Raw genomic sequence first — 11,878 nt, forward strand, 5'->3', positions numbered from 1 at the left:
AGGCGCAGCCGCTCCAGCGCCCGGACAGTCGGCGGCTGCGCCTGGTCCGCGTTACCGGCGCAGCCGGTCCAGCAGCTGGGCCTGGTAGAGCGAGGGCGGCAGGAGGCCGGGCTGGTTGGCGCCCTCGATGTACCCGGCCGGCTGCGCGAACGGCCCGTCGCCGGTGATCGTGCCCTGGCAGCCGATCGCGTAGTTCTGGGCGGTCGGCGGTTTCTGCACGATGAGCCTGCTGGTCGAAACGTCGCAGTTCCACGCCACCGAGTGGGCCGCCGACCACCCGTGCGAGGTGCCGTACCGGCCGCGGTTGTACAGCCCGAGCGTGTAGTCGTAGTGCGGGTCGACGTCCTTGTGGCCGTCGAACAGCAGAGCCTGCGACCACCGGCGGTGGCCCTCGCTGGAGTTGAGCGCGTACTCCGAGGTGCCGCGCAGGAACACCACGCCCGACACCGTGCTGTGGCCGTTGGAGACGAACGCGTGCCTGGCCTTGTACGCGTAGCAGTCGCGGAAGAGCACCTGCTGCGAGTAGACGTAGGTGTTGAAGTTGTAGCGCCTGCTCCCCGTCACGATGCTGACCGGGTCGACGGCCCGGCAGTTCTCGACCGTGGCGCGGGTGGTCTCCTGGGTGGCGACCCCGGCCTGGGTGAAGTGGAGCATCGTGCAGTCGCGCACCCACGAGTCCTCGGTGCGCAGCAGGACGATCGCGTTGTAGGCGTGGTCCTCGTCCTGCTCCGGGTCCCCCTGGTACTCGATGTCGACGCGCAGCCGCTCCACGCCCACCTGGGTGACCAGCCCGGCCCGGTCCCACTTGTAGAGGAAGGACGGGGACAGGGCGCGGTTGAGGTGGTTGAAGACCGGGACATCGATTTTCACGACATTTCCGGAAACTTCGCGTACGTACCGGTTGTAGATGAGGGGGTGCTCGCCCACCTTCCACGCCGGTCCCACGTCGTGGCCGCCGTAGTCGATGGCCTTCAGCCACTCCTCGGTGCAGGGATGGGTGATCACGATGTTGTCGCCGGGCCGCAGCGAGCCCGCGTCGGCCACCGCGAACTCGCGCGCGCCCACCTGCACGAAGTCCGTGGTGATGTCGGTGCGGGAGCCGGGCACCTCGCCCGTCCAGCCGCCGCCCGCCGCGCCACCGGCCACGATCACGTCGCGGTCCTTCGGGTTGTTCCCGGTGGCCTTGATGATCGTGTTGCCGGCCGGGTCCTCGCCGTCGCCGGAGCCGCGCAGGACCGTGCCGCTCGCCCGTACGTACAGGGTGCCCGCCACCGGATAGAGGCCGGGCAGCAGGAGCAGGGCGCCGCGCCGCGCGCGGGGCAGCGCGGCCACCTCGTCGAGCGCCGCCTGAATATGGGCGGTGTTGTCGCCCTCGATCGGGCGGATCGTCCTGACGACGGGCACGTGCGGGATCGGCCGCTCGCCGTTGCGGTAGCCGGCATGGCTGAAGTCGGGGATGCGGTTGCCCTCCGCGTCCTGCTCGTACGCCAGCCGCCCCTGCCGGTCGTAACGCACCAGGCGGGACTGCCAGATCGTCGAAGCGCTCGCAGAGACCCCTCCCGCGGCGGACAGCGCCAGCGCGCCGCCCGCCGCGAGCACGGCCCGCCTGCTGAGGTCATGTGCCATGGTTCACCTATCTGATGACGATCTTGTCGAGCTCGGGCCCGCGGGCGGTGAGTCCGAAGAACCGGATCGTGTTGACCCCGGCCACCAGGTCCACCGGCACCGTCGTGGTGGTCACCGTGTCCTTGGTGCCGGTCATCGGCACCTGGATCGCGTCGCCGCCGTTGACGCTGACCGAGAACGACTGGGAGCCGTCCACCAGCGCGTGCACGGTCAGCTGCCGGGTCCCGGTGGTCTCCGACAGCACGCCCCTGACCACGGTGTAGTCGTAGACGTTGCCGCCGACGAGGATGACCTTCCGCCCGCCGGAGCAGACGGCGCAGTAGGCGGGCTCGGCGGCGCCCTCGAAGACGTTGCCGGCCCGCTCGGCCTCGTACGTCCCCGGGCCGCGGTCCGGCGGCGGCAGCTTCACCGGCGGCGTCGCGGGCCCGAGTTGCTCCGCCTTCAGATCCTTGACCAGCAGGTACGTCTCCTGCAGCCCGGCGCTCTTGATGCTGCGGTAGATGCCCCACTTGGGCCGGTTGTACTGCTCCTGCGTCCACCACAGGTCGATGTTCTCGACCTTCTGGTCCACGATCGTCCGCGAGCCGTTCTTCGGGCCGTCACGCAGCACCCACCGCATGTATCCGGCGTCGCCGGACTTGAACTCGATGGTCGTCGTGACCCACTTGTTCTGGATCGGCTCCAGGTCGGCCGTGGCGAAGTCGTGCGACTTGTTGTCCTCCAGCGTCCAGTAGCGGGCCGCGATCTTCTGCACGCCGTTCACGACCGGCAGCGAGATCTGCGCGATCGGCGTGCCGACGTCGGAGTTCTTCAGCTGCCAGATGTGGGTGAAGTTCGTGGTCGCGTCCAGCGTGTCCGGAATGTACATCTGGTACGTGATCCGCCAGGTCTCGTCCTTGCGGATCTCCAACGGGCTGCCGTCGGCGGCCCGCATGCCGCGTACCTCGTTGCGCATGCGGTCGGAGCCGTCACGGTCCTCCAGATGCGCGTCGAACCGCCACACACCCTTCTCGGCGCGCACGTGCGGCAGGCCCTCGGGATGGGAGCCGCGCCGGTCGTCCTCCAGCGCCTCGAACGCGTTGACGCCGTCGCGCCACGGGCTGGGGTTCCACCGGGTCTCCCATCGGGGAGCCCCGATGGGAGACCCGATGGCGACGGCGTGGGCCGGGGCCGTCTGCAGGAGCAGCGCCATCGCCGCCAGGGCTCCCACCAGGTGCCTTCTCACTGAATTGTCACCCTGTCGAGATCGGGCGCGCTGGCGCCGTCGTTGAAGAAGCGGACGCTGTTGGCGCCCGCGGCGAGCTGCACCGGGACCGTCGTGGAAACGGGCGTGCTCCAGTCCGTGCCGGTCAGCGAGACGGTCTGGGCGGCGCCGCCGTTCACGCTGACCTGGAAACTGCGCGTGCCGCTGACCAGGCCGTGCACGGTCAACTGCCGGGCGCCGGCGGAGGAGGACTGCACGTTCAGCGTGACCGCGTTGCCGGAGCCGCCGCCGATCCAGCCGACCTTGGTGCCGCCCGAGCAGCCGGAGCAGGACGCGGTGCGGGCGGTGCCGCTGAAGGAGCCCTGCTCGGCCTCGTACACGGACGGGTCGGTGCTGCCGCCGCCGGTGAGCTGGTAGGCCTGCAGGTTGCGGACCAGGAGGTAGGTGTTCTGCAGGCCGGAGCTGTTGATGCTGCGGTAGATGCCCCACTTGGGCCGCAGGTACTCGTCGTCGCCCCGCCACAGGTCGGTGTTGTCCAGGCGCTTGTCGACGAGCGTGGTGGAGCCGTCCTTGAGCGTCCAGCGCAGGTAGCCGCTGTCGGAGGCCTTGAACTCGAACGTCGTGTCCACCCACTTGCCCTGGATCGGCTCCAGGTTGGTGTTGCCGACCTCGTGGGTCTGCTCGGCCTCGTCCCAGTAGCGGACGTTGATCTTGGGGGTGCCGCCCGAGATGGGCAGCGACATCGTGTAGAGCGGCGCGCCGGAGCCGGGCACCTTCATCTGCGCGATGTGGGTGAAGCTGCTGGTCGCGTCCAGCGAGGTCGGGATGTACAGCTGGTAGCTGATGCGCCAGGTCTCGTTCTCGAGGATCTTGAGGTACGAGCTGCCGCCGGTCCGCATGCCCTTGACCTCGTTGCGCTGGCGGTCGTCGCCGTCGCGGTCCTGGGTGTGCATGTCGAAGCGGTACGCGCCGCCGGAGACGTAGATGTGCGTGACACCGGAGTGCGAGTCGGCGCGGTCGTCCTCGATGCCCTCGAACGCCTCTGCGACGGTGTCGTCCGCCGGATCCGGGCTCCAGCGCAGCGTCCAGGCGGCCGCCGCGGCGGGAGTGGCGGCGGGCAGTGCGGCGGCGGCGGTGACCACCAGGGCGGCTAAGACGCCGCCGATGCGCTTGTTCATTGGTCCTCATTTCTCCTGAGGTGAAGCGTGAACCCGCCGTTGGGGGGAACGGCGAGGTCGAGCTTGCCCCCGGCGGAGACGGTGACCGTCTCGGCGAGGATCCGGTCGCCTGGGGCGTCCCGGTAGATCTCGGCCGCCCATTCCCCCTGGTCGAGGAAGTCGAGCGGCACGGTGAGCGTGCGGGCCTCGCCCGACACGCCCGCGCCGACGTACCACTCGCCGCCGTTCCTCCTGGCCAGCAGGATGTGGTCGGCGGGGTCGCCGGACAGCAGCCGCGTCTCGTCCCACGCGGTGGGGACGGCCGACAGCAGCCGCAGGGCCTCCGGCCGGGCTTCGTAGGCCTCGATGCCGTCGGCGAAGTGCTGGACGCCGGACTCGAAGATCACCGACAGCGCGAGCTCGAACCCGGCCGAGATCGTGCGCACGCCGGTGAACGTGCACGGCGTGAAGTCCATCGGGCCCTGCACGTTGCGGGTGAAGGCCAGCGACAGGTAGTGGGCGGGCTGGTAGAGAGGCTGCTTGCCGGGCTTCGGCTTGATCCACTCGGCGCCCTTGACGGCTTCGGCGGTCATGAACTGCGGCCACGTCCGCTCGGTGCCGCGCGGGATCGTGCCGCCGTGGAAGACCACCATGAGCTCGAGCCGGGCGGTGGCCGCCAGGATGGCGTCGAACCAGCGCATCCGGTCCTGGCCGTCGGACTCGGTGAAGTCGATCTTCACGCCGACCGCGCCCCACTCCTTCCAGAGCGCGAGCTTCTCGCGGTGCTCCAGCTCGGTGTCCACGTGCTGCCAGTGCGACCAGAGCCAGACGCCGACGCCCTTCTCCTTGGCGTAGGCGATCAGCTCGGGCATCCATTCCTTGTTCCAGCCCGCGTCGGCCAGCAGGTACGGCCAGCCGTTCGCGGCGGCGAAGTCGGTCCAGCGCTTCTGGGCGTCGAGGTCGCGCGTCGAGGGCCCGTCGGACCACCACGACCAGGCGGCCGCCCCGGGCTTGATCCAGGAGGTGTCCTCGACCCTGGACGGCTCCGCGAGGCTGGTGACCAGGTCGCTCTCCACGATTGTGGCCAGGTCGCCGACGATCATCGTGCGCCAGGGGGTGGTGAGCGGGCTGGCGGCGGTCACGTACGGGTCGGGCAGGTCGAGCCGGAACGTGTTGCCGTCGAGGAGCAGGCGGGAGCCGGCGTAGCCGCTGTCCAGGTTCGACTCGGTCACGAACATCCAGGAGCCGCCGGTCTCGAAGAGCGAGGGGTAGCCGTACAGGATGGGCTCGGCGTCGGCGACGGTGCCGTGCCGGTGGATCTCCTCGTAGTCGCAGCGGCCGTTCTCGTACGGGAGCAGCACCGCGCGGGCCTCGGGCGGCAGGACGTACTCGGAGGCCTCCTCCACGACGGTGACCGGGCCCGTCCACGGCACCACGTACCGATAGGCCACGCCGTGCCCGCCGACGCGGACCTGCACGTCGAGCCGGTGCCCGTCCTTGGTGAACGACAGCGTCCACTCGCCGGCCTCGTAGCCGTGCTCGCGCCGCTTGCCGGTGACCGTCCGGTAGGTCTCCTCGACCCGCCGCTCGGACATCCCGGACAGGGTGAGCCCCTTGCTCAGGTCGGCGTGGGCGGTCCTGATGCCCAGCCTGGACGGCTCCAGCACCGTCCGCTCGCGGTGGCGCACCTCCAGCGTGAGCACGCCCTCGGTGGAGAGGGTCAGCCCCGCTTCCAGGTCCTCGTCACTGAACGTCCAGCTTGGCACGTGCCCTCCAGGGAAAGGAAGAGATAGGAGGAGTCGATCGCGGCTCACCAGCCGTCCCCACACCTGGCACGGCCGCCGGTCAAGGCGTAAGGATCTCCTCACAGTGCGCTAGAGCCTAGGTTGCAAGCGCTTTCAATTCAATTCTTGACGAAGTTAATTACCGGGTCTACGGTACGGCCATGCCTCACGGACTGCCACAGGTCCAGCTCATCAACGCGCTGATACATCCGACCTCTATCGAGCTCTTCCTTTGAGAGGCCCACCATGGAGATGAACCGTCGCCAGATGCTGGCCCTGGCGGTGGCGGCCGCGACGGCGCCCGTGCTGTCCGCCTGCGCGGACACCAGGCAGCAGAAGCAGGCCGCGGCTCCGGTCAAGTCCGGGGCGCAGCTGATCGATCCCAACCGGCCGGGCAGCGACGCCTGGCCGTTCGAGGCGGCCGAGCAGCTCAACAACTCGCTGACGTGGCCGAAGACGGACGTGGCCGACCCGGCGTCCAAGGTGACGATCACGGTGGCGATGACCACGGACGCGGTCACCGAGGTGCGCAACGCCCAGTTCGACTTCTTCTTCAAGAAGCGCCACCCGAACATCGAGATCAAGCGCGAGTCGTCGCCCTTCGACCAGTTCCTGACGAAGTACATGACGCAGGCCGCCGGCGGCACGCTGCCCGACGTGCTCTACAACCACTACTCCTGGACGCAGAACCTCATCTCCAACCAGGTGCTGCATCCGGTGGACGAGTACATCGCCAAGACGCCCGAGTTCGACATGGACGACATCCCCCAGAGCGGGCTCGGCTACTTCAAACGCGACGGCAAGCTGTACGGCCTGCCCACCGACATGGCGCCCAAGCTGCTCTTCTACAACAAGGATCTGTTCGACAAGGCCGGGATCGACCACCCGGACGAGAGCTGGACGTTCGACAAGCTCTTCGAGACGGCGAAGAAGATGACCAGCGGGTCGGGCGCGGAGAAGATCTACGGCTTCTCCCCCATGCCGACCCCGGGTCCCGACCTCGGCGCCGTCTTCCTGATGCCGTTCGGCGGCCGCTTCCTCGACGCCGCCGAGTCGAAGGTGATGATCAACGAGCCCAAGGCCAGGGAGGCCATGGGCCGTTGGATGGACCTGCTGGTCAAGGACAAGGCGGTGCCCAGCCTGGCCGAGCTGCAGCTGCTGGAGAAGGTGGACCCGTTCAAGACCGGTCATGCGGCCATGCTCATCAACGGCGCCTGGCTGATGCTGGAGCTGTCCAAGCAGACGGCGTTCAAGTGGGGCGCCACGCACATCCCCAAGGGCCCGGCCGGCCGCTTCACCCCGGCCGTGGGCAGCGCGCTGGTGATGACGGCCTCCTCGCAGAACAAGGACGCCGCCTGGATCTACATGCACGAGTTCCTGTCGTCCTCCGGCTACAAGTTCCGCCAGATCACCGCGCCCGCCCGGCAGTCCGCCTGGGACGCCAACGCCAAGGCGGTCGGCATCCCCGACGAGACGGCGAAGCTGGTCAAGGAGGTCCTGGCCGACTACGCCTCCGACGACGGCGTGCTGCGGCTGCCGGCCAACAAGAAGGTCGTCGACACGGCCAAGCCCATCTGGGAGCGCGCGATGCTCGGCAAGGTCAGCGTGGAGGACGCGCTGAAGGAGATCGCCGACAAGGTCACGCCCGTACTGGCCGAGAACAAGATCGCATGACTGCCGTCAGCGCCCGCAGCACGCTGGCGCGCCGCGAGGCGCGGCGCTTCCACCTGTTCGTCTCGCCGTGGGTGATCGGGTTCGTGCTCTTCAGCGCGGGCCCGATCCTCGGCGCCGTCGTGCTGAGCTTCATGGACTGGAACCTGCTGAAGCCGCCGACGTGGGTGGGGCTCGCCAACTACGAGCGCATGCTCAACGACCCCGAGTTCTGGGAGTCGATCGAGAACACCGTGCAGTACGGCCTCGGCTCGGTGGCGCTCGGCGTGTCGTTCACGTTCCTGCTGGCGCTGCTGCTCAACCAGCCGCTGCGCTTCCAGGGGCTGTTCCGCACCGTGATGTACCTGCCGTCGGTGGTGTCGGGCCTGGCCACGGCGCTGTTGTGGCTGAACATCCTGCACCCCGACTACGGCCTGATCAACAAGGTGCTGGCGTCGGTCGGCATCGAGGGGCCGGGCTGGCTGGCCTCGCAGGAGTGGGCCATCCCCGGGCTCGTGCTGATGAGCGTGTGGGGCGCGGGCAACACGATCGTCATCTACCTGGCCGGGCTGCAGGGCATCCCGAAGACGCTCTACGAGGCCGCCGAGATCGACGGGGCGGGGTGGTGGCGCCGCTTCTGGAGCGTGACCGTGCCGATGATGTCGCCGGTCATCTTCTTCAACGTGGTGACCGGGTTCATCGCGGCGCTGCAGAGCTACGTGCTCATCCTGGTCATGACCGAGGGCGGGCCCGGCAACGCCACGATGGTGCTGGGGCTCTACATCTACCGGCACGCGTTCGTCTACTTCGACATGGGGTACGCGGCCACGCTGTCGTGGGCGATGTTCGTGCTGGTCATCGCCGTGACCGCGATCCAGTTCGGCCTGGCCAGGCGCTGGGTGCACTACGAGTTCAAGTGAGGTCGCCGATGCTCGTCGAGACCGCGGTGAAACCCGCGCGCTCCCCCCGCACGGGCGGCAAGCCCTTGAGCTCGGAGCAGGCCGAGCGCGTCAGACGGATCCGGCGCTCCGGGGCGTACATCCTGCTGGCCATCAGCTCGGCGGTGTTCCTGCTGCCGTTCCTGTGGATGCTGACGACCTCGCTCAAGTCGGACGCCGAGAACCTGGCCTTCCCGCCGCAGTGGCTGCCCGACTCCTTCAACTTCGACAACTACGCCAAGGGCTGGTCCGGGTCGCTGCCGTTCACCAGGTTCCTGCTGAACACGATCGTGATCACCGCGCTGTCCATGGTGGGCAACCTCGTCTCGTGCATCCTGCCGGCGTACGCGTTCGCCCGGCTGCGGGCGCGGGCGGCGGGCTTCATGTTCGCGGCGCTGCTGGCGACCATGATGATCCCGCGCGAGATCACGCTGGTGCCGAAGTTCGTGATGTTCTCCAAGCTCGGCTGGGTCGACACGTATCTGCCGCTCGTCGTGCCGGAGTTCTTCGGCGTCGCGCTGTACATCTTCCTGCTGCGCCAGTTCTTCACCACGATCCCGCAGGAGCTCATCGACGCGGCCCGCATCGACGGGGCCTCGGAGCTGCGCATCCTGTGGAGCGTCATGCTGCCGCTGGCCAAGCCGGCCATCGCGGCGATCTGCCTGTTCTCCTTCGTGGGCAACTGGAACCAGTACCTGGAGAACTCCATCTACCTGCGCTCGATGGAGAAGATCACCCTCGCCCAGGGGCTCGGCATGTTCAACGGTCAGTATGTGACCCAGTACAACCAGATGATGGCCGTCGCGCTAGTGTCGATGCTGCCCATCCTCGTCATCTTTTTCCTGGCGCAGAAGACGTTCATCCGGGGCGTCACGCTCACCGGAATCGCAGGAAGGTAATCCTTGGACTACGAACGCCAGCCGTACAGAAGGTGCGGCCGCAGCGGTCTCCTCCTCCCCGCCGTGTCGCTCGGCCTGTGGCACAACTTCGGCGGGGGTAAATCCCTCGACAGCCAGCGCGCCATCTTCAACAAGGCGCTCGACCTCGGCATCACCCACTTCGACATCGCCGACCGTTACGGCCCGCCGTTCGGCGCCGCCGAGGCGACGTTCAACCGGCTCCTGCCGCGGTCGCTGCGTGACGAGGTGGTCGTCACCACCAAGGGCAGCAACCCCATGTGGGACGGCCCGTACGGCAAGGGCAACTCGCGCAAGCACCTGCTCGCCACGCTCGACCGCTCGCTGGCCCGGCTCGGCCTCGACTTCGTGGACATCTTCTACCTGCACCGCGACGACGAGGAGACGCCGCTGGAGGAGCAGGTCGCCACGCTGGACTACATGGTCCGCACGGGACGCGCTCTCTACGTGGGCGTGTCGAACTTCTCGCCCGAGCGCACGGCGCAGGCCGCCCGGCTGCTGCGCGAGCTGGGCACGCCGCTGCTGATCCACCAGCCGTCGTACTCGCTGCTCAACCGGAAGATCGAGCACGGCCTGCTGGGCGTGCTGGAGCAGGAGGGCGTCGGCTGCGTGGTCTACTCGCCGCTGGCCCAGGGCCTGCTCACCGACCGCTACCTCGACGGCATCCCCGCCGACTCGCGGGCCGCCGAGGCGCGCTTCCTCACCCCCGACCGGGTGACGCCCGAGGTGCTGGCGTTCGTGCGGTCGCTGTCGGAGCTGGCCGCCTCGCGCGGGCAGACGGTGGCGCAGCTCTCCCTGGCCTGGGCGCTCAGGGACCCGCGCGTCACGTCGGTGCTGGTCGGCGCCTCCAGCCCCGAGCAGCTCGAGGCGAACGTGGCCGCCGTCGACCGGCTCGACTTCTCCGACGACGAGCTGGCCGCCATCGACCGCGCCGCCAAGGAGGCCGGTATCGAGGCGTAAGGAGCCGTCTCCCCCGTGAGAGTGAGGGCGCTCGCTCGTCACGGGGATCCGCCGCTGCCCGGGCGACCGGCACGATCGTGACATGATCACCTGGACCGGCCGATGGGCCGTCTGGGCAGCGGCCTCCTGGACGCTGCTCTACGTCGCGTCCAAGATTCATTTCGCCCTCGCCGAGCGCATCGGCGTGACCGGCGGCCCGCGCGTGGCCCCGGAGACCTATCTGGAGTACGGGCCCGGCGAGGTCGCGCGGGCCCAGTGGGCCAACGCCGCCGCGGGCCTGCTCATGGCCGCCGTCGTGCTGGCCTCCCTCATTCCTTTCCGTCGGCCGCTGCCGCGCCGGACGCTGGCGGCGCTGCTGTGGTCGTGCGCGGCGATGGCCGCGGCGGGCGCGATCGGCATGACCGCCGGCGCCCTGTTCGCCGAGCGCGGCGGCGCTCTCTTCGGTGGCTACTGCGCGGTGTGGGCCGTGCTGCTCTGCCTCGCCTCCCTCTCCTTCCATCGACGCCACCCTTCCATAATGAAACAGCTTTCCCGTTAGCGTGCTACCTTAAGGGGACGACAGACCCATTAAGGAGTGATTTTTCATGGAATATCGGCAGTTGGGGGCGTCCGGGCTCAAGGTTCCGGCGTTGAGCTTCGGCGCCGGCACGTTCGCCGGGAAGGGCGAGCTGTTCGGCGCGTGGGGCGACACCGACGTGGCGCAGGCCCGGCGGCTGGTGGACATCTGCCTCGACGCGGGGGTGACGATGTTCGACACGGCCGACGTCTACTCCGACGGCGCGTCCGAGGAGGTGCTGGGCCAGGCGCTCAAGGGGCGGCGCGACCGGGCGCTCATCTCCACCAAGGCCGGGCTGCCCATGGGCGACGGCCCCGGTGACGCGGGCACCTCCCGGCACCGCCTGATCAAGGCGGTCGACGACGCGCTGCGCCGCCTCGGCACCGGCCACATCGACCTGTTCCAGCTGCACGCCTTCGACGCGGCGACCCCGGTGGAGGAGGTGCTGTCCACGCTCGACGACCTGGTCAGGGCGGGCAAGCTGCGCTACGTGGGCGTCTCGAACTTCTCCGGCTGGCAGCTCATGAAGTCGCTGGCGACCGCCGAGCGGTACGGCTACCCGCGCTACGTGGCGCACCAGGTCTACTACTCCCTGGTCGGGCGCGACTACGAGTGGGAGCTGATGCCGCTCGGCCACGACCAGGGCGTCGGCGCGGTGGTGTGGAGCCCGCTCGGTTGGGGCCGCCTCACCGGCCGCGTCCGCCGGGGCCGGCCTCTTCCCGAGGGCAGCCGGCTGCACAGGACCGCCGCCTTCGGGCCGCCGGTGGCCGACGAGCTGCTGTACGCGGTGGTGGACGCCCTGGACGAGATCGCCGCGGAGACCGGCCGGTCGGTCCCCCAGGTCGCGCTGAACTGGCTGCTCCGGCGCCCGACCGTCTCCTCGGTCATCGTCGGCGCCCGCGACGAGTCGCAGCTCCAGGAGAACCTGGGGGCGATCGGCTGGGAGCTGACGCCGGACCAGGTGGCCCGGCTGGACGCGGCGAGCGCGACCACGGCGGCGTACCCCTACTTCCCGTACCGGCGTCAGGAGGGTTTCGCCCGGCTCAACCCGCCGATCGCCGGCGGCGTGGAGTTCTGAGCGCCGCC

Annotated in this window: 10 protein-coding genes; 6 read left to right on the forward strand and 4 right to left on the reverse strand. The window is 69.2% G+C overall.

The window, feature by feature from the left end; genetic code table 11:
• Positions 1 to 51: 51 nt before the first annotated feature.
• The 4 genes from ACWEPL_RS55755 to ACWEPL_RS55770 are packed head-to-tail and all read right to left on the reverse strand — an operon-like array spanning position 52 to position 5,753.
• The gene (locus ACWEPL_RS55755; RefSeq protein ID WP_363974720.1) at positions 52 to 1,626 is read right to left on the reverse strand and encodes a hypothetical protein; all 1,575 of its coding nucleotides are present in this window, start codon (positions 1,624 to 1,626) and stop codon (positions 52 to 54) included.
• 7 nt (positions 1,627 to 1,633) lie between these two features.
• Complete coding sequence (locus ACWEPL_RS55760) at positions 1,634 to 2,851, reverse strand: carbohydrate-binding protein (protein ID WP_363974723.1); 1,218 nt, start codon at positions 2,849 to 2,851, stop codon at positions 1,634 to 1,636.
• Positions 2,848 to 4,008, reverse strand: coding sequence for a CBM35 domain-containing protein (locus ACWEPL_RS55765; protein WP_452441393.1), 1,161 nt, complete (start codon positions 4,006 to 4,008; stop codon positions 2,848 to 2,850). The genes ACWEPL_RS55760 and ACWEPL_RS55765 overlap by 4 nt, the downstream gene beginning before the upstream one ends.
• Complete coding sequence (locus tag ACWEPL_RS55770) at positions 4,005 to 5,753, reverse strand: glycoside hydrolase family 97 protein (RefSeq protein WP_363974729.1); 1,749 nt, start codon at positions 5,751 to 5,753, stop codon at positions 4,005 to 4,007. The genes ACWEPL_RS55765 and ACWEPL_RS55770 overlap by 4 nt, the downstream gene beginning before the upstream one ends.
• A gap of 264 nt (positions 5,754 to 6,017) precedes the next feature.
• Between ACWEPL_RS55770 and ACWEPL_RS55775 the strand changes: the two genes are divergently transcribed.
• The 6 genes from ACWEPL_RS55775 to ACWEPL_RS55800 all read left to right on the forward strand — a co-directional run bounded on the left by ACWEPL_RS55775 (position 6,018) and on the right by ACWEPL_RS55800 (position 11,870).
• Positions 6,018 to 7,445, forward strand: coding sequence for an ABC transporter substrate-binding protein (locus ACWEPL_RS55775; RefSeq protein WP_452441394.1), 1,428 nt, complete (start codon positions 6,018 to 6,020; stop codon positions 7,443 to 7,445).
• Positions 7,442 to 8,341, forward strand: coding sequence for a carbohydrate ABC transporter permease (locus ACWEPL_RS55780; protein ID WP_350727704.1), 900 nt, complete (start codon positions 7,442 to 7,444; stop codon positions 8,339 to 8,341). The genes ACWEPL_RS55775 and ACWEPL_RS55780 overlap by 4 nt, the downstream gene beginning before the upstream one ends.
• 8 nt (positions 8,342 to 8,349) lie before the next feature.
• Positions 8,350 to 9,258: a carbohydrate ABC transporter permease gene (locus tag ACWEPL_RS55785; RefSeq protein ID WP_363974736.1), complete on the forward strand. Its 909-nt coding sequence runs from the start codon at positions 8,350 to 8,352 to the stop codon at positions 9,256 to 9,258.
• Positions 9,259 to 9,261: 3 nt separating this feature from the next.
• Complete coding sequence (locus ACWEPL_RS55790; RefSeq protein WP_355195669.1) at positions 9,262 to 10,236, forward strand: aldo/keto reductase; 975 nt, start codon at positions 9,262 to 9,264, stop codon at positions 10,234 to 10,236.
• 82 nt (positions 10,237 to 10,318) lie between these two features.
• Positions 10,319 to 10,774 carry a hypothetical protein gene (locus tag ACWEPL_RS55795; RefSeq protein WP_452441396.1) on the forward strand — a complete coding sequence of 152 codons (456 nt, stop codon included), beginning with the start codon at positions 10,319 to 10,321 and terminating at the stop codon, positions 10,772 to 10,774.
• Between the two features lie 46 nt (positions 10,775 to 10,820).
• Positions 10,821 to 11,870 (forward strand): aldo/keto reductase, encoded by a 1,050-nt coding sequence (locus tag ACWEPL_RS55800; RefSeq protein ID WP_363974743.1) that lies wholly within the window; start codon positions 10,821 to 10,823, stop codon positions 11,868 to 11,870.
• Positions 11,871 to 11,878 lie beyond the last annotated feature (8 nt).

It is taken from the genome of Nonomuraea sp. NPDC004186 (genome assembly GCF_053603495.1).

Bases quoted from the DNA above. Each gene is read 5' to 3' on its own strand.
- ACWEPL_RS55800 (WP_363974743.1), top strand. From the start codon at position 10,821: ATGGAATATCGGCAGTTGGGGGCGTCCGGGCTCAAGGTTCCGGCGTTG.
- ACWEPL_RS55765 (WP_452441393.1), bottom strand. From the start codon at position 4,008: ATGAACAAGCGCATCGGCGGCGTCTTAGCCGCCCTGGTGGTCACCGCC.
- ACWEPL_RS55755 (WP_363974720.1), bottom strand. From the start codon at position 1,626: ATGGCACATGACCTCAGCAGGCGGGCCGTGCTCGCGGCGGGCGGCGCG.
- ACWEPL_RS55795 (WP_452441396.1), top strand. From the start codon at position 10,319: ATGATCACCTGGACCGGCCGATGGGCCGTCTGGGCAGCGGCCTCCTGG.
- ACWEPL_RS55780 (WP_350727704.1), top strand. From the start codon at position 7,442: ATGACTGCCGTCAGCGCCCGCAGCACGCTGGCGCGCCGCGAGGCGCGG.
- ACWEPL_RS55775 (WP_452441394.1), top strand. From the start codon at position 6,018: ATGGAGATGAACCGTCGCCAGATGCTGGCCCTGGCGGTGGCGGCCGCG.
- ACWEPL_RS55785 (WP_363974736.1), top strand. From the start codon at position 8,350: ATGCTCGTCGAGACCGCGGTGAAACCCGCGCGCTCCCCCCGCACGGGC.